General features: G+C 63.4%; 17 protein-coding genes. 5 read left to right on the forward strand and 12 right to left on the reverse strand.

All coding sequences use genetic code 11. From position 1 onward, the window contains the following. Window positions 1-27: 27 nt before the first annotated feature. Entirely contained in the window at window positions 28-2,700 is a 2,673-nt protein-coding gene (aceE, locus tag ACRWQA_RS16655; protein WP_263582816.1) for a pyruvate dehydrogenase (acetyl-transferring), homodimeric type, read from the reverse strand. A gap of 325 nt (window positions 2,701-3,025) precedes the next feature. Continuing rightward, a complete protein-coding gene (ampD, locus tag ACRWQA_RS16660) occupies window positions 3,026-3,595 on the reverse strand; it encodes a 1,6-anhydro-N-acetylmuramyl-L-alanine amidase AmpD (protein ID WP_263582815.1) in 570 nt (189 codons plus the stop codon). 79 nt (window positions 3,596-3,674) lie between these two features. Here ampD and nadC point away from each other — a divergent pair, with 79 nt between their 5' ends. Next, window positions 3,675-4,529: a carboxylating nicotinate-nucleotide diphosphorylase gene (gene nadC, locus ACRWQA_RS16665; RefSeq protein ID WP_263582814.1), complete on the forward strand. Its 855-nt coding sequence runs from the start codon at window positions 3,675-3,677 to the stop codon at window positions 4,527-4,529. Between the two features lies 1 nt (window position 4,530). On the opposite strand, the gene ACRWQA_RS16670 is transcribed toward nadC, so the two are convergent. Next, window positions 4,531-5,058, reverse strand: coding sequence for a GNAT family N-acetyltransferase (locus ACRWQA_RS16670; RefSeq protein ID WP_434229302.1), 528 nt, complete (start codon window positions 5,056-5,058; stop codon window positions 4,531-4,533). A 99-nt stretch (window positions 5,059-5,157) separates the two neighbouring features. Between ACRWQA_RS16670 and tsaA the strand changes: the two genes are divergently transcribed. Then, window positions 5,158-5,883 carry a tRNA (N6-threonylcarbamoyladenosine(37)-N6)-methyltransferase TrmO gene (gene tsaA / locus ACRWQA_RS16675; protein ID WP_434229303.1) on the forward strand — a complete coding sequence of 242 codons (726 nt, stop codon included), beginning with the start codon at window positions 5,158-5,160 and terminating at the stop codon, window positions 5,881-5,883. A 64-nt stretch (window positions 5,884-5,947) separates the two neighbouring features. Here tsaA and purC read toward each other — a convergent pair whose 3' ends face one another. The 4 genes from purC to dapA are packed head-to-tail and all read right to left on the reverse strand — an operon-like array spanning window position 5,948 to window position 9,417. Further along, entirely contained in the window at window positions 5,948-6,661 is a 714-nt protein-coding gene (gene purC, locus ACRWQA_RS16680) for a phosphoribosylaminoimidazolesuccinocarboxamide synthase (RefSeq protein WP_434229304.1), read from the reverse strand. A gap of 44 nt (window positions 6,662-6,705) precedes the next feature. Then, window positions 6,706-7,512: an MBL fold metallo-hydrolase gene (locus ACRWQA_RS16685; protein ID WP_263582801.1), complete on the reverse strand. Its 807-nt coding sequence runs from the start codon at window positions 7,510-7,512 to the stop codon at window positions 6,706-6,708. Then, window positions 7,512-8,480: a lipoprotein, NlpB gene (locus ACRWQA_RS16690; RefSeq protein ID WP_434229305.1), complete on the reverse strand. Its 969-nt coding sequence runs from the start codon at window positions 8,478-8,480 to the stop codon at window positions 7,512-7,514. Before ACRWQA_RS16690 ends, ACRWQA_RS16685 begins: the two co-directional genes overlap by 1 nt. Window positions 8,481-8,532: 52 nt before the next feature. Then, window positions 8,533-9,417, reverse strand: coding sequence for a 4-hydroxy-tetrahydrodipicolinate synthase (gene dapA, locus ACRWQA_RS16695; RefSeq protein WP_263582799.1), 885 nt, complete (start codon window positions 9,415-9,417; stop codon window positions 8,533-8,535). A 181-nt stretch (window positions 9,418-9,598) separates the two neighbouring features. Between dapA and ACRWQA_RS16700 the strand changes: the two genes are divergently transcribed. Continuing rightward, window positions 9,599-10,075, forward strand: a complete 477-nt coding sequence (locus tag ACRWQA_RS16700) for a peroxiredoxin (RefSeq protein ID WP_263582798.1) — start codon at window positions 9,599-9,601, stop codon at window positions 10,073-10,075. A gap of 42 nt (window positions 10,076-10,117) precedes the next feature. Here the strand turns inward: ACRWQA_RS16700 and ACRWQA_RS16705 are convergent, their stop codons facing one another. Both ACRWQA_RS16705 and ACRWQA_RS16710 read right to left on the reverse strand, forming a co-directional pair. Then, on the reverse strand, window positions 10,118-11,227 hold the full coding sequence (locus ACRWQA_RS16705; protein WP_434229306.1) for an AI-2E family transporter: 1,110 nt from the start codon (window positions 11,225-11,227) through the stop codon (window positions 10,118-10,120). Next, window positions 11,224-11,472, reverse strand: coding sequence for a sulfurtransferase TusA family protein (locus ACRWQA_RS16710; RefSeq protein ID WP_263582796.1), 249 nt, complete (start codon window positions 11,470-11,472; stop codon window positions 11,224-11,226). Before ACRWQA_RS16710 ends, ACRWQA_RS16705 begins: the two co-directional genes overlap by 4 nt. 148 nt (window positions 11,473-11,620) lie before the next feature. Here ACRWQA_RS16710 and ACRWQA_RS16715 point away from each other — a divergent pair, with 148 nt between their 5' ends. Continuing rightward, window positions 11,621-13,075, forward strand: a complete 1,455-nt coding sequence (locus ACRWQA_RS16715; protein WP_263582795.1) for a M48 family metalloprotease — start codon at window positions 11,621-11,623, stop codon at window positions 13,073-13,075. A gap of 197 nt (window positions 13,076-13,272) precedes the next feature. Here ACRWQA_RS16715 and nadA read toward each other — a convergent pair whose 3' ends face one another. From nadA to ACRWQA_RS16730, 3 genes are all read right to left on the reverse strand, one after another. Continuing rightward, window positions 13,273-14,301 (reverse strand): quinolinate synthase NadA, encoded by a 1,029-nt coding sequence (gene nadA / locus ACRWQA_RS16720; protein ID WP_412031192.1) that lies wholly within the window; start codon window positions 14,299-14,301, stop codon window positions 13,273-13,275. A gap of 328 nt (window positions 14,302-14,629) precedes the next feature. Next, window positions 14,630-15,871 carry a phospholipase D-like domain-containing protein gene (locus tag ACRWQA_RS16725; protein ID WP_434229307.1) on the reverse strand — a complete coding sequence of 414 codons (1,242 nt, stop codon included), beginning with the start codon at window positions 15,869-15,871 and terminating at the stop codon, window positions 14,630-14,632. 41 nt (window positions 15,872-15,912) lie between these two features. Then, complete coding sequence (locus ACRWQA_RS16730) at window positions 15,913-16,107, reverse strand: hypothetical protein (protein WP_434229308.1); 195 nt, start codon at window positions 16,105-16,107, stop codon at window positions 15,913-15,915. Between the two features lie 243 nt (window positions 16,108-16,350). Between ACRWQA_RS16730 and ACRWQA_RS16735 the strand changes: the two genes are divergently transcribed. Continuing rightward, window positions 16,351-16,971, forward strand: a complete 621-nt coding sequence (locus ACRWQA_RS16735; RefSeq protein WP_434229309.1) for a DUF892 family protein — start codon at window positions 16,351-16,353, stop codon at window positions 16,969-16,971. Window position 16,972 lies beyond the last annotated feature (1 nt).

Here is a 16,972-nt window from a genome sequence, read left to right on the forward strand (position 1 = left end):
CGGGCTCATGCCCGCCTTGCCACCGGATCAGCTCGTCAGCGGATTGGGCTTGTTGGGATCGATGCCGTACTTCTTGATCGCCTCGGCGACGACCTTGCGATCCAACTCGCCACGGTCGGCCAGCGCCTTGAGCGAGGCCACGGTCACGAAGTACCGATCGACCTCGAAGAAGTGGCGCAGCTTCTCGCGGGTATCGGAGCGGCCGTAGCCGTCGGTTCCCAATACATGGTAGTCGGTCGGCACCCAGGCACGGACCTGATCGGCGAACAGACGCATGTAGTCGGTGGAGGCGATGACCGGCCCCTTGCGGCCTTCCAGGCAGCGAGTGACGTGCGGCTTGACCGGCTCTTCGGCAGCGTTGATGAAGGCTTCACGCTCGAGCAGCAGGGCCTCGCGACGCAGCTCGTTGAAGCTGGTCACGCTCCACACGTCGGACGCCACGCCCCACTCCTCGGCCAGCATTTGGGCCGCCGCTTCCACCTCGCGCAGGATGGTGCCGGAGCCGAGCAGCTGCACGTGGCCCTTGTCGCCCTGATGCTCGCGCAGCAGGTACATGCCCTTGATGATGTCCTCGGCCGGCACGTTCTCGAGCTCGGGGTGCTCGTAGTTCTCGTTCATCACCGTCAGGTAGTAGAAGCAGTTCTCCTTGTCGGCGAACATGCGCTTCAGGCCATCCTGGACGATCACCGCCACCTCATGGGCATAGGTGGGATCGTAGCTGCGGCAGTTGGGGATGGTCGCCGCCTGCAGGTGGCTGTGGCCATCCTGGTGCTGCAGGCCCTCGCCGTTCAGCGTGGTGCGCCCGGCGGTACCGCCGACCAGGAAACCGCGCGCCTGCAGGTCGCCAGCGGCCCAGGCCAGGTCGCCGATGCGCTGGAAGCCGAACATCGAGTAGTAGATGTAGAACGGCAGCAGCGGCAGGTTGTGGTTGCTGTAGGAGGTCGCCGCGGCGATCCACGCCGACATCGCGCCGGCCTCGGTGATGCCCTCCTCGAGGATCTGGCCCTTCTTGTCCTCGCGGTAGAACATGATCTGGCCCTTGTCGACGGGCTCGTACTTCTGGCCTTCGGAGGTATAGATGCCGAGCTGGCGGAACATGCCCTCCATGCCGAAGGTACGCGCCTCGTCAGGCACGATCGGTACCACCTGCTGGCCGATCTTCTTGTCCTTCACCAGGCCATTGAGAATGCGCACGAAGGACATGGTGGTGGAGATCTCGCGCCCCTTGGAGCCGACCAGCTGGGTGGCGAAGGTCTTGTCCTCGAGCGACGGGATCGTCAATGCCTGGAAGTCGCTGCGGCGCTGCGGCAGGTAACCACCCAGGCGCTCGCGCTGCAGGTGCATGTACTTGAGCTCGGGAGAGTCGTCCTCCGGCTTGTAGTACGGCACCTCCTTGAGCTGCTCGTCGGTCAGCGGAATGCCGAAGCGGTCGCGGAACTTGCGCAGCGCTTCGTATTCCATGGTCTTGACCTGGTGGGCTTCCATGGAAGCCTCGCCCTCGCCGCTGCCCATGCCGTAGCCCTTGACGGTATGCGCCAGGATCACGGTGGGGCGGCCATTGGCGTTGTTGACCGCCTCATGGTAGGCCGCGTAGACCTTGAACGGATCGTGACCGCCACGGTTGAGGCGCCAGATGTCCTCGTCGGACAGGTCCTTGACCATCTCGGCGGTTTCCGGGTACTTGCCGAAGAAGTGCTCACGGGTGTAACCGCCGTCGATGGCCTTGTAGTTCTGGTATTCGCCGTCAACCGCCTCGTCCATGCGCTTCTGCAGGATGCCCTTCTTGTCCTTCTCGAACAGCGGATCCCACAGCCGGCCCCAGACCACCTTGAGCACGTTCCAGCCGGCGCCGCGGAAGACGCCCTCGAGTTCGTCGATGATGCGGCCGTTGCCACGCACCGGGCCATCGAGGCGCTGCAGGTTGCAGTTGATAACGAAGATCAGGTTGTCGAGCTTCTCGCGGCTGGCCAGGTGGATGGCACCCAGCGATTCCGGCTCGTCGCACTCGCCGTCGCCCATGAAACACCAGATCTTGCGATCATGCATATTCCTGAGCTCGCGCGAATCGAGGTACTTCATCACGTGAGCCTGGTAGATCGCCTGGATCGGGCCCAGGCCCATGGAGACGGTGGGGAACTGCCAGAAGTCGGGCATCAGCCAAGGGTGCGGATAGGACGACAGGCCATCGCCGTCGACTTCCTGGCGGTACTTGTCCATCTGCGCTTCGGTAAGGCGCCCTTCCAGATAGGCGCGGGCATAGACGCCCGGTGCCACGTGGCCCTGGATGTAGACCAGGTCACCCTCGAAATCGCCATTGGGCGCACGGAAGAAATGGTTGAAGCCGACGTCGTAGAGCGTGGCGGCGGACATGAAGCTGGCGATATGCCCACCCAGGCCCGGGTTGGCGCGGTTGTTGCGGATGACCTGGGCGATGGCGTTGTAACGGATCAGCGAGCGAATGCGCCGCTCCATGAACAAGTCACCCGGCATCGGCGCTTCGCGGTGCACCGGGATGGTGTTGCGATGCGGCGTGGTCACCGAGAAGGGTGCCTGCATGCCGTCACGACGCAGCCGGTCGGCCAGGCGTGTCAGCAGGTACCGGGCGCGTTCCTCGCCCTCACGATCCAGGACCGACTCCAGGGAATCCAGCCATTCCGTGGTTTCGACCGGATCGAAATCTTCTCTTGCCTCCAGACTCATAGACGTCTCTCCGAGTGACAATGTGATGTCAGATCGTCCCATGCACTTGGACGCTGGGACGGGTCAATGCTACTGACGATCAGGGGAATGTCAGGCCGCGACGCGGCTGTTGTAGTCATTTTACAGAAGCGCATACAACGAATGGCGTAGAACATACCGTAAAGTGACCCTTCTGCCAATCTCAGAGAAATGGAATTTTTTTCCATAACCAGCATATTGCATTGCATCACAAGATGTTACGACAACTAATCCGACGTGACGTCGGCCAATTCCAAAATGTAATAAAACTACCGTTTGGTCATGAGGCTCCGTGTTGTCGCGCTCATCACCTTCTCACTCCCAACGTCTTGAGGCACTGGTGAAAATAGGCCCAGTCGAAGGCGGGGCCGGGGTCATTCTTGCGTAGTGGCGCCACCCTGGCGTGGCTGGTGACACGTCGTGGAGCCATCGCCGGGAAACTCGCCATCAGCGCCTTCATGGCCAGGGCCAGCGCTCGGTACTGGGCATCACGATAGGCATGGATCTCGTCGCCTTCCAGCTCGATGCCCACGGTGAAGTCGTTCAATGCACGCCGTGGCCGCCCCTCATCTATCCAGCACGAGCGCCCGGCATGCCAGGCCCGGCGGTCGAAAGGCACGAACTGCACGCATTCGCCGTCTCGACGAATCAGCAGGTGGGCGGAGACCCGAAGCTGGGCGATGCCAGAAAAGAAGGGATGGGCCGCGGCATCCAACGAATTGGTAAACAGCCGCTCGATATGCTCGCCACCGAACTCGCCGGGAGGCAGGCTGATCGAATGCAGCACCACCGCCGAGACCTCACCCTCGGGGCGTGCGTCCTGGTTGGGCGATGGCACGTGCCGTACGCCTTCCAGCCAGCCTTTCTCGATTCTCATCTCGTTCTCCCTGACGTCCTGGAGCTGGATTCCTCTATAATGACGGTCCCGACGCCCCATGAACATGAAAAGGCCCGCCATGCATTATCAGGACGCCCTTGCCGAAGCGATCCGCGAAACCGCCGCTCATCTGCTCGCCGAGGATGTCGGCCCCGCCGACATCACCGCGCAGCTGATCCCCGAGTCGCAGCGGGCCACGGCCCGGGTCATCACGCGCGAGCCGGCGGTGCTGTGCGGCATGGCCTGGGTCGAGGAGATCTATCGTCGCCTCGATCCCAGCATCCGCTTGCGCTGGAGCGCCGCCGACGGCGACCGCCTGGAGGCCGACCAGTGTTTCCTCGAGATCGAAGGCCCTGCCCGTCGCCTGCTGACCGGCGAGCGCGCTGCCCTCAATCTGCTGCAGACGCTCTCCGCCACCGCCACCCGCACGCGCCATTACGTCGACCTGCTCGCAGGCACCGGCGTGCGTCTGCTCGATACCCGCAAGACCCTGCCCGGGCTGCGCCTGGCGCAGAAGTACGCGGTGACTTGCGGCGGCGGTCACAACCACCGCATCGGACTCTACGACGCCTTCCTGATCAAGGAGAATCACATCGCCGCCTGCGGCAGCATCGCCGCCGCGGTCAAGGAGGCTCGCAGCATCGCCCGCGATCTGCCGGTGGAAGTGGAGGTGGAGAACTTCGATGAGCTCGACCAGGCGCTGGCGGCCGGGGCCGACATCGTCATGTTGGACAACTTCAGCCTCGAGGACATGCGCGAGGCAGTGAAGCGCAATGCGGGCCGGGCCACGCTGGAGGCTTCCGGCAACGTCGACGAGAGCACCCTGCGCCAGATCGCCGAGACCGGCGTCGATTGCATCTCCAGCGGCGCCCTGACCAAGGACGTCAAGGCGATCGACCTGTCGATGCGCATCACTGAACTACGCGACGCCTGAATCAGGTTTCGATAGCGGCAAGGCGCTTCTCCAAGCGCTGCCGCTCGAGTCGTACGCTATTCTTCGTCACCCATTCCGTGCCGAGATCGCGCCAGCCGCGGCGCAGCAGGCTCTCGGCCAGCATGCGGCTGGCATCAATGGTGACACGCTCACAGCCGTGCTCGAGCAGCATGCGCTCGGCGTGCACCAGCAGGGTCGAGCCGATGCCGCGACGCACCAGCGAAGGCCACACATAGAGGGTATGGACATGCCCCTTGGGGATGTCCAGTTCCAGAAAGCCCACACAACGCCCGTCGCAGGTGGCCATCAGCGTCGTGTAGAGAGTCTGACGGGCAACCCACGCGCTGGCTTCCCTTGGCATCGTCGCGGCCCAGGCCGTCCGCTGCTCCACGCTGTAATAAGCGGCTGCGCCCTGCATCACGGCGTGATGGAAAACCTCGGCCTGATCGGCACCGTCACGCGCCTTGGCCTGACGATAGAGGATCCGCGGCGAACCGCTCCTCGGGGACGGCGCATCGTTCATCGTCATCGTTTCCATTTTCCCTGCCCCATGTCTTGCGTGATCTGTCTCGCCGTGCAGATTACACAAGCTCGCCGCCGGGGCCAATGGCAGGCATAATGCAACGCCATGACCAGCCCAACGCCTCCCGCCAGCGGCTACACGATGCAGCCCATCGGCCACATCGAAAGCGACTTTCCCGACAAGTTCGGCGTACCGCGCCAGCCCGGCCTGGCGTCGACTGCCCGCGCCGAGCTGGCTCTCGCCTCCCCCTACGACGACCCCTTGACGGTGCGCGGCCTCGAGGCCTTCAGCCATTTGTGGCTGACCTTCGTCTTCCACCATAGCCCCGAACGCTGGACACCTCTCGTCCGCCCGCCGCGGCTCGGTGGCAACGCCAAGGTCGGGGTGTTCGCCAGCCGCAGCACCCATCGCCCCAATCGTCTGGGCCTGTCGCTGGTGGAACTGCTCGAGATCGACACCCGCAACGGGGTACGCCTGGTGCTGGGCGGCTGCGATCTGGTCAGCGGCACCCCGGTGCTCGACATCAAGCCCTACCTGCCCTGGGTGGAGGCGCGCCCCGAGGCACGGGCCGGTTACGCCCCCAAGGCGCCCGCGTTGCTGGAGGTACGCTTCAGCGCCGAAGCCGAGTCGGCTATGGCCACGCGCCCCGACGGCGCCTCATTGCGCGAACTGATCATCCAGGTTCTGGCCCAGGATCCGCGCCCCGCCTATCGCAAAGGGGCGGAGGAGAGGGTCTATGGCGTGCGCCTGCGCGATGTCGACGTGCGCTTTCGCGCCCTCGAGGAAGCACAGGCAACAGTGATAGAAGTGACCGAGATTGTGCCAGCCTGAAACGACGACGCCCTCGCAGGGAGGGCGTCGAGGCAAATCGATGGCAGGGTGATTCGGCTCCTGCTCAGGTGAACTCCACGCCGATGCGCCGGCCCACCTCCTCGTAGGCCTCGATCACCCCACCCAGGCCCTGGCGGAAGCGGTCCTTGTCCATCTTGTTGCGCGTCTCGGCATCCCACAGGCGGCAACCGTCGGGCGAGAACTCGTCGCCGAGCACGATCCGCCCCTTGAACAGGCCGAACTCCAGCTTGTAGTCCACCAGCAGCAGGCCACCGTCGGCGAACAGCGCCTTGAGCACCTCGTTGACCCTGAAGGTCAGCGCCTTCATCTCGGCCAGCTGCTCGGGCGTGGCCCAGCCGAAGGTCTCGGCCAGCGACTCGTTGATCATCGGGTCGTGCAGGGCGTCGTTCTTGAGGAACAGTTCGAAGGTGGGCGGCGTGAGTTCACTGCCCTCCTCCACCCCCAGGCGCTTGACCAGGCCACCGGCGGCGATGTTTCTCACCACGCACTCCACCGGGATCATCTCGAGCTTCTTGACCAGGCTCTCGGTATCGGAGAGGCGCTTCTCGAAGTGTGTGGGAATACCCGCCGCGGCCAGCTTCTCCATGATGAAAGCGTTGAAGCGGTTGTTGACCATGCCCTTGCGCGCCAGCGACTCCATGCGCTCGCCGTCGAAGGCACTGGTGTCATCACGAAAATGGAGAACGAGCAGGTCGGGATCGTCGGTGGCAAACACCGATTTGGCCTTGCCGGCGTAGAGTTCTTGGCGCTTTTCCATGGGGGTCTCCAGAAAGGGTGAAGGCATGACCTGAGGATGGCAATTCAGTTGATCGCCTGCCAATGCAGCCCGCCATCCTGGGCCGCAATCGTCAGGCGTGAGGCATCGCCGTCGAGCAGTGGCGCCAGGGTCTCGAGGGCCAGTTCGGGGCGGTTGTTGTGTTCGGATAGGTGCGAGCAGACGATGTGTTGCAAACGATCCAGGCCGAGGCGCTGCAGCAGCGCTGCCGCCTGAACGTTGGCCAGATGCCCCCAGTTGCCGCCGACGCGTCGCTTGAGACGCGGCGGGTAGGGGCCGATCTCGAGCATGTGGCGGTCGTGGTTGCACTCGAGAATCAACGCATCGCAGCCGCGGAATGCCTCGATGACGTGGTCGGTGGGATGTCCCAGGTCCGTCAGCACGCCTAAGTGGCAACCGCGCGATTCGAAGCGGAACTGGACCGGCTCGCGGGCATCATGGGGTACCGTGAACGGGTCGATCACGAGGCTCTTCACCGAGAAACGCAACTGGGGCGTGATCCAATGGCGCTGCGGTACTTCGCCGAGACGCCCCGAGAGCCAAGTGCCTGGCGTGATGTAGATCGGCACCGCATGGCGTCGTGCCAAGGGACCCACGCCGCGCAGATGATCGCCGTGTTCGTGGGTCACCAGCACGGCATCGAGCTGGCGTGGATGGACGCCGAGACGCGCCAGCCGTCGCTCGGTCTCGCGCAGGCCGAAGCCGCAGTCGACCAGCACCAGGGTCTCGTCGTCGCTGACCAGGGTGCCATTGCCCTTGCTGCCGCTGCCGAGCGAGGCGAAGCGAAGCTTGCCTGAGGCTGGCAACGGCTCGTTGGCCTGCCCCTGCTGCATCAGCGCAGCAGGCCCGACACCCGCTCGAGCAGCTCGCGGGCGTCCCTTTCGGTGAAGCGCCGCTCGCTCTCGTTGACGGCCCGCAGCGTGGTGCGCTCGGGGCCATCGGACTCGAGTACCAGACGAATCTCCTGCGGCATCTGGCGCACGTCGGGGCTCAGGATGATCTGGAACATGCCACGGTCACGCTCGGACGCGGTCATGTAGCTGACCAGGAAGTCGTGCTGCTGGGGGTCCTGTTCGAGCAGCTCGCGCCGGTTCTCCACGCTGAAATCGGCTTCCAGTTGATGATTCAACTCGGCCCAGACGCGGTCGATGTCGAGCGGAATGCGCACGACCCATTCACCGCTGGCGAGCTGTTCGAATCGCAGGCGATCCTCGCGGGATATCTGCTGACCTGCCAACGAGGCGGCACTGGCAGTAGCGCTGCGCGCGCTGAAGTGCTGCTCCAGCGCATCGAGACAGGCCGCCACCGGGCGTCCGTTCTGGTCGCAACGAACCTCGCTGTCGCCGGCGCGCAGCCCCTGGCGCACGCTCAGCCGACCTTGGGCCGTTTCCAGTACGCCGCGATCATCGCTGGCTTGTATCTGCAGGCCGCGAGCACGGGCGAAATCCTGAAGCTGCGGCCAGACCATGCCCGGGTCGGAGCCCACCACCAGCCAGCGATCGCTGCCGATCTCGCGCCGCTCGACGAAGTCCCGCTCCACTGCGCCGCCTGACGCCAGGCGTTCCGGACTCGGAGCGCTGAAACGCTCGCCGTCGGAGCGCAGGCTGCCCTGGGCCTCGGGTATCGGCATGGCATCGCGATAGCGCTGCTCGTTGCGCCCTTGCGGCAGAACCAGAGGCGCACTGCGCTGGGCCTTCACATAATCGATGTTGCGGTCGTCATAGAAGCCTTCGCGGGCACAGCCAGCAGTGGCCAGGGCAGCGAGAGCCACCAGCGGCATCCATTTCAGCGCAGAATTCATGCATTCACCTTGCAGTCAGATTATCGGGGCGGCGGGAGCTTTCCAGGCCGCCTCAATCGTCGATTACGCCAGCCAGTTGCAGGGCCTCGTCCACCGTCGCATGGTACTTGCCGGACAGCCAGGTAAGCGGAAGACGAATACCCTGCTCGATCATTCCCATGCGGTGAAGCGCCCACTTGACCGGAATCGGGTTGGACTCGATGCCCAGGTTGGTATGCAGTGGCATCAACCGGGTGTTGATCTGGTGAGCGCGATCGGCGTCACCGGCGACCGCGGCGACGCACAGCTCGTGCATGGCCTTGGGCGCCACGTTGGCGGTAACCGAAATGTCACCGTTGCCGCCCATCAGCATGAACTCGCAGGCGGTACCATCGTCACCGGAGTAGAGCATGAAACCGCTGCCCTGGAGCCGCGCGATGAGGTCCTCGGCCCGCTCAAGGTTGCCGGTGGCATCCTTGAGCCCGACGATGTTGCCGACCTCGGCCAGGCGCAACACGGTTTCGTTGTAGAGATCGGAGCAGGTGCGGCCGGGCACGTTGTAGAGGATTACCGGCAGGCGGCTGCCCTCGGCCACCGCCTTGAAGTGGCGATAGAGCCCTTCCTGAGTGGGCTTGTTGTAGTAGGGGCACACCGACAGGCAGTAGTCGGCGCCCACTTCGCTGGCATAGCGCGCCAGCTCCACGGCTTCGGAAGTGGCATTGGCCCCGGTGCCGGCAATGACCGGAATGCGGCCATCGACCTCTTCCACCACGGCGCGAATCACGTCGAAATGCTCGGCGAAGGACATGGTGGTGGGCTCACCGGTGGTACCGGCGGCGACGATGCCGTCGGTGCCGTTCTCCAGGTGGAAGTTCACCAAGCGGCGCAACGCCTCCCAGTCGATATCACCATTGGCCTTCATCGGCGTCGCCAGGGCGACGATACTGCCAGTGATCATCCTCTCTTCCTCTGCAATAGCCGCTCATGCCGCACTCGGGTGTCGCATCGACAGGACCACGAGCAAAGGGTAAATGGTACTCAGGCGGCACAGGCCTGTACAGCACGGCCGACGCGCTCTTTGACAGCACACCCCGGCCTGCGTGTAATGAAACGCCTTCCACCTCATCAAGGAGCCTCTCATGACGCCAGCCATCGGCCAACCGGTACCCGACTTCAGCGCCAAGGGCACCGGCGATACCACCGTCACCCTCTCCTCACTCAAGGGTCGCCAGGTGGTGATCTATTTCTATCCCAAGGCCAGCACCCCCGGCTGCACCACCGAAGGCGGCGACTTCCGCGACCGCAAGGCAGACTTCGACGCAGCCAATACGGTCATCCTCGGCGTTTCGCGCGACGGCATCCGCGCCCAGGAGAACTTCAAGGCCAAGCAGGCCTTCAACTTCGAGTTGATTTCCGACAAGGACGAGGAAATCTGCCAGCTGTTCGACGTCATCAAGCTGAAGAAGTTGTATGGCAAGGAGCATCTCGGCATCGAACGCAGCACTTTCCTGATCGACGCCGATGGCAAGCTTGCCCGCGAGTGGCGCGGCGTCAAGGTCAAGGGGCACGCCCAGGAAGTCCTCGAAGCGGCCCAGGCACTTCACGCCGGCAATTAAGCCAGGCAGGCGCTCCGCCCGGAACCCGCGGGCGGGCTCCCCTTACTCCTCGACCTGTTGCTCCAGCTCGACGGGCTGGAGCGAGTCATGGTACTGCCTGATTCCTCTTGGCCAGGCATAGACCAAGGCCTTGAGCAGCGTTGCCAGGGGGATGGCGAAGAAAATGCCCCAGAAGCCCCAGACTCCGCCGAAGAACAGCACCGCCACGATGATCGACACCGGATGCAGGTTGACCGCCTCGGAGAACAGAATCGGTACCAGCACGTTGCCATCCAGCGCCTGGATCACGCCATAGGCGACCAGCACGTAGAGAAACTGGTCGCTCATGCCGAAATGAAAGCCCGCCACGGCGGCCACCGGCAGGGTCGCCACGGCGGCGCCGATGTAGGGCACCAGTACCGAACAGCCCACCAGTACCGCCAGCAGAGCCGAATAGGGCAGGCCGAAGAAGGCGAAGGTGAAGAACGACACGGTGCCGACGATGATGATCTCGATGAACTTGCCGCGCACGTAGTTGGCGATCTGAGCATCCATCTCCTGCCAGATGCGCGTCATCAGCGCACGCTGTTGAGGTAGCAGCGAGAGCGTAAAGCCCACCAACTGCTCGCGATCCTTGAGCAGGAAGAACACCAGGATCGGCACCAGCACCAGATAGATGATCAAGGCCAGCAAGTTGCCCAGCGAGGCCAGCGAGAGGGTCAGTGCGCGCTGGCCGAGCTGGGTCAGCTCGCGACCGGCGACGGCGATCCACTCCTGCACCTGGTCCGGCGTGACCAGGTTGGGATAGCGCTCCTGGAGTTCATCCAGCCAGCGCTGGCCGCTGGCGACGATACGGGGCGTCTCCTGAACCAGGCTGACGAGCTGATTCCATATCAACGGCATCAGAATGAAGGCCAGAGCCAGCAGCACGCCGATGAAAGCGAGGAAGATAAGCGTCACGGCCAGCAGATGCGGCACGCCGCGCCGTGTCAGGGCATTGACGCCCCCCTGCAGCAGGAAGGCGATGACCAGGGCAGTGAGGAACGGTGCCAGCATTCGACCGAACAGGATCACCGCAGCGAAGCCCAGTATCAGCAGCACCAGCAGGATCACCGCCTCCTCGTCGGAGAAGTAGTGCTCGATCCAGCCCTTGAAGACCTCACGCAAAATCATGAGGTTGGTTCCTCGCCCTTGCGCAGCCAGTAATGGTAGACCTCGCCGCGCTCCTCCCGGGCGATCAACTCGTGGATGCTGTTGTCGGCGAAGGTTTCGAAGTCGCGCCAGGAGCCGGCATCGGTCGCCAGGATCTCGAGCACTTGACCGGGCTGCAACCGAGCCAGTGCCTGCTTCGCCTTGAGCAACGGCAGCGGGCAGGGCAGGCCGCAGGCATCGAGTACATCATCTGGTTGCACAGCCATGTCGTCTCCCGAAAAATAACGTACGCTCATGCACATCAGGCCGCATGCCCTTGCAACAAAGCGCAAAACCCTTGAGATTTAAAGGCACTTTGCAGGCCGAATCAATGTCGGAGAGAGAACCGACCGCCGCTTCGAACGAGACTGGCACATGCTGCGCAAGACCCTAACCTGCCTGACCACCGGTGCCGTCGCGCTGACCTTGGGCCTGTCTGCCCCGGCACCGACCAGCGCTACTGAGGACTATGGACTGCCCAGCCTGACCGGCAGCAGCCAGGCCATGACCGGCGAGGAATTTCGCCTGGGTCGCGCCTGGCTGCGCCAGTTTCGTGCCCGCGCCCCCAGTTGGCAGGACCCCATCGCGCAGGACTACGTGGAGTCGCTGGTGTCGCGCCTGCTGCCACACAGCGGGCTTGGCAACTCCAGCACCGTCGTCACACTGGTGAATAACCGTGCCCTCAACGCCTTCGCCGTGCCGGGCGGCGTCATCGGCGTAAATGCCGGCCTGTTCGCCTTCGCCAATGAAGAGGATGCCGTCGCCTCGGTGCTGGCCCACGAACTGGGTCACCTCTCCCAGCGCCACTATTCACGCGGCCAGGCACGTGCCGAGCAGACCCAGTTGCCGGCCATGGCGGCGATGCTGGCCGGCATGCTGATCGCCGCCAGCGGCGGCGGCGACGCCGGCATTGCCGCCGCCATGGGCTCCCAGGCCGCCTTCATCCAGGATCAACTGGCCTATTCACGGCGCTTCGAGCAGGAAGCCGACCGCCTCGGCTTGCAGACCATGGCCCAGGCCGGCTTCGACCCCGACGCCATGGTCAGGATGTTCCGCGCCATGCAGCGTCAGGTGAGCCTGCAGGGCGGCAATCCCCCTGAGTTCCTGCTCACTCACCCGCTGACCGAGTCGCGCATCAGCGATGCCGAGTCCCGCGCCTCCCAGCTCGAACCCATGCGTCCTCGCGAGGGCGACCCAATCTACCACCTGGTGCGCGCCCGGGCACTGCTGGCGGTGAATCAGCGCGACCCGCAGCAGGCGGCGACACGCCTGGCCCAGGATGACGCGCCGCCATCGGCCAGGCGCTATCTCGACGCCCTGATTGCCGCCCACCACGGCCAGACCGACAGCGCCCTCAGCCAGCTCGACGCCTTGGCCCGGGAACTACCCGACCTGGCCCTGCTGCCGGTCAGCGCCGCCGAGGTCGCCTTCGATGCCGGCCGCTACGACGATGCCATCGAGCGCAGCCGGCGTGTGCTGCGCCTGATGCCGGGCCACATGCCGGCCACGCGCATCCTGGGCGAAGCGCTGCTGCAGCGAGACCCCAACGAGGCCTATCGAGTCCTGAATGAATTGGCCAACCGACGCCCCGAGGACCCGCAGGTCTTCACGCTGCTCGCCGAAGCCGCCGGCCGCAGCGGCCGCGAGGCTTGGGGCCACTTGGCCCGAGCCGAGCAGATGCAGCTCACCGGCGAGATCGATCGCGCCATCCGTCAGCTCGACGTGGCCCGCCGAGTAGCGGAGCAGAGCGGCGAGACCAACGCCCTGGCACGCATCGAGCAGCGCCGCGAGGACTTCGTCGGTTATCGCGAGACGATGGAGAAGTTCTAGCAGCAAAAAGGAGAAAGAAGCTGACGGATAGCTCAAGGAAGACCGCGGCTTCTCCGGCGACAGGCCCTTCGCGGAGGCGCTGTGAACCCATCCCTGGGCGCTACATTTGCCATCCCTGGCAAATGACCTCCGCTACGACCTGTCCCCGGCGCCGCTAGAGAACAGTAGCGAGTTCATCTCGTTACGAAGAACAACAACTACTTCTGGAAGTTGAGCATGCGCTCCAGCGGCTTGAGTGCCTTCAGGCGCAGCTCGGCGTCGACGAAGATCTCGCCGCTGCCTTCGCGCAGGGCACCAGCCAGGTTGTCCAGCGCATTCATCGCCATCCACGGGCAGTGGGCGCAGCTGCGACAGGTGGCGCCGTTGCCGGCGGTGGGTGCCTCGAACAGGGTCTTCTCGGGCACCATCTGCTGCATCTTGAAGAAGATGCCGCGGTCGGTGGCGACGATCAGCTTGTCGTTCGGCAGCTCCTTGGCCGCCTTGATCAGTTGCGAGGTCGAGCCGGCCACGTCGGCCAATGCCACCACCGAAGCGGGCGACTCCGGGTGCACCAGCACGGCGGCGTCGGGGTAGAGCCCTTTCAGGTCCTCGATGCCCTTGGCCTTGAACTCCTCGTGCACGATGCAGGCACCGTCCCACAACAGCATGTCGGCGCCGGTCTTCTGCTGGATATAGCCCCCCAGGTGCTTGTCCGGGGCCCACAGGATCTTCTCGCCGCGCGCCTGCAGGTGCTCGATGACATCCACCGCGATAGAGGAGGTCACCACCCAGTCGGCGCGCGCCTTCACCGCCGCCGAGGTGTTGGCGTAGACCACCACGGTACGATCGGGATGCTGAGCGCAGAAGGCACTGAATTCGTCCGCCGGGCAACCGATGTCGAGCGAGCAGGTGGCTTCCAGCGTCGGCATCAACACGCGTTTCTCAGGCGACAGGATCTTGGCCGTCTCGCCCATGAAGCGCACCCCGGCGACCACCAGGGTTTCAGCCTCGTGACGTGCGCCGAAGCGGGCCATTTCCAACGAATCGGCAACGCAGCCGCCGGTCTCCTCGGCCAGCTGTTGGATGGCATCGTCGGTGTAGTAGTGGGCCACGAGCACCGCGTTGTGCAGCTCCAGCAGGCGCTTGATCTCGTCAATGCGAGCCTCGTCCTCGGCCGGGATGCGGGTCGGGCAGTAGGCGCGGGCGAGGTGCTCACGCACCTCGATTCGGGAAGTCATGATCGTCATCGTGTCTACCACTGTGACTGGCAGGGGCTCCCCCTGCATGTACCGGGTGCACCGCTACCGTACGCTCCGTACGGGCGATGCGCCTTGGGCCAGGTTGCGTCTTTCGCTACCTCGACCCGTTCACTTATTCTAGACCAGAATGGTGGGGCATTGACCAGCCCCCGCAAGATAATGTGTCCTGGTAGTGGAATGTGGGCTTCGCCCGGCAGGATCAAGAACACTCGAGATGCTGGCAACAAGATCGGTGACGACGGAGTGTCGGCGCACAGATGCGCCCTGCCGCCCTGCCAGCATCCTGCTACGATGCTTCACGCCAGCGTTCCCTTGGTCAAAGCTGCGATCTGATGGGTAGCAGGACCTTTTCGGAAAATCTTTCGCGCCATGAACGGCTCTTCCAGTCGGCAAGAGAATACGACTCAGCCGACAGCAGATCGCCCTCAAACACCGCGGTCATCTGAGTATCAAAGTCGCTGCTGTAGACATTCAGGCTCGCCTCGTCATTGAGCCGAAGCGAGCGCATGTCAAAATTGGTAGAACCCACCGAAACAAACTCGGCATCGATGACCAGCAACTTGGTATGCAGCATGGTCGGCTGATAGAGGTGGATCTCGGCACCTGCGCCCAGCAGTTCCCCCCAGTCCGACTTGGAAGCCACCTTGACCGTATACGCATCAATGTGTGGCCCAGGCAACAGAATTCGAACGCGAACGTCACGTCGGCAGGCAGCGACTAGAGCTTCGACCAACATGCTGTCGGGAACAAAGTAAGAGGCTGCCAAGTCGATCGTCGACTCGGCTGCCGCGATGGCAAGCAGATACATGAGGTGCATGCTCTCGCCCCCACCGGATGGCGAGGCAACAAACATGTGTGCATCCGTCTCTCCCTGTTCCTGAAGAGCCGGGAAATAGGCCGAGCCGTTCAGCACCTGGCCAGTGGTCTTGATCCAGTTGTCGTTGAAAGCCGCTTGCAATTGCGCTACCACGGGCCCTTCGATTCGGAAGTGAGTGTCTCGCCAGTGATCGGGATCGCCTGCGTCGCCAGTCCACTGGTCGGCAATGCCTACCCCCCCGGTGAACCCGATACGGCCATCGACCACCAGCAACTTGCGATGGGTGCGGTTGTTCATTCGACCAACGTTGTACCAGTGCAGCGGTCGATATCGGTGCAGTTGCACACCAGCAGCCTGCATGGAGTCCAGCAGTGACTGATCCATCTTGCTGCTGCCGACCCAGTCGATAATGACGCTGACCTGCACGCCCGCACGGGCCCGTTCAGCAAGCGCTTGCGAGAACGCTTCACCAATGTCACCTGACCAGTAAATGAAGGTCTCGAACGTGATCGAGGTCTGAGCCGAGCGAATGGTCTGCAGCATCGCTGGAAAAATCTCGTCGCCGTTTTGCAGCGCAGTCACTTGGTTGCCGCTCACTATCGCCGGGCCCAGCAGAACGGACATCTCGCGCCGAAACTGTGGCTCGGAAACCGCGTAGCGATGCTCGACCTTGCGCTCGAGAGACTTCTCTGGTGTCTTGAAGTTCTGCAACAGCAACAGTGTCAGGCCGGTGGCCAGCACGGTGGCTCCGATAACCCAGAGCATAGATTTTCGGTCCCAGGTCAATGACGTTCCATCCGTGCAAAGGAGAACAGCGCCGCCAATGGATGCTGGCGGCGTTCGATTTGCGCGCACAGCAATTCGGTCCCAGCGCCCGCCACCGCGACGTCGCGGCTCAGCTCGGCATCAAGCTGAGGGAAGGCATGCATCAGGCCATTCTTGACCGCCCAGAACGGATAACCGCTTTTCAAGTTCACGAGCGACCCCTGGCATATCATTTCTGGAGTGTAGATCAGGCAGCGTCAGCCGGCGCCGACGAAATGGTGGCCAAGCCAATTCATTCCCATCGAACGGTTATGTGCGCCACTGCACCGACGCGACAGCATCTCCTTACCTATCATTGAACATTCAACTGAGTGACATCTGCCGCATTTGTTGATCCCAACACGATGACGCAGCCCGCCCATCGGCGTACCGTCTACCCGCGCGAGGAGAATACTGTGAAAAAGAGACCGTATATCCAGAAGCAGTTGCACGAATTGTTATATCAAGCCCTCGAGACGGAGCGCGGTGGAATAAAGATCTACGAAGCCGCGCTGTCATGCGTGCAAAACGAAGACCTGAAAGATGAATGGGAGGAGTACCTGGCGCAGACCCGCACCCACGAGCAACTACTACTGAGGGTGTTCGAGCAACTGGGTCTGAATCCAGACACCGTAACGCCCGGCCGCGAAGTGGTAGCACACCTTGGGGAGTCGCTGGTCACCGCCATGGAAATGGCAAAGGCGAACGCCAGTGCTGCGGCGGCTCAACTCGTGGCCGGTGACTGCGTGGTTCTGGCAGAAACCAAGGATCTCCAGAACTGGCAACTGATCGGTCATCTGGCAGAACACGGCGAGGGGGAGGAAACCGGCCCTCTCAGGAGCGCGTTCGAAGCGGTGGGGCAGGAAGAGGAACATCACCTCCACCACACGAAGGGATTTCTCCGCGAATTGTGGATCGATTCGCTCGGATTACCGGCGGTCCTGCCACCGCCCGAGGAAGTTAAAAAAGTTGAAACCGCGATCGGAGCCGCGCGGGCGGAGAACCAACGCGACGAGATGCTGAAGTCAAAGCACTGAT

The organism is Billgrantia sp. C5P2, assembly GCF_051062895.2.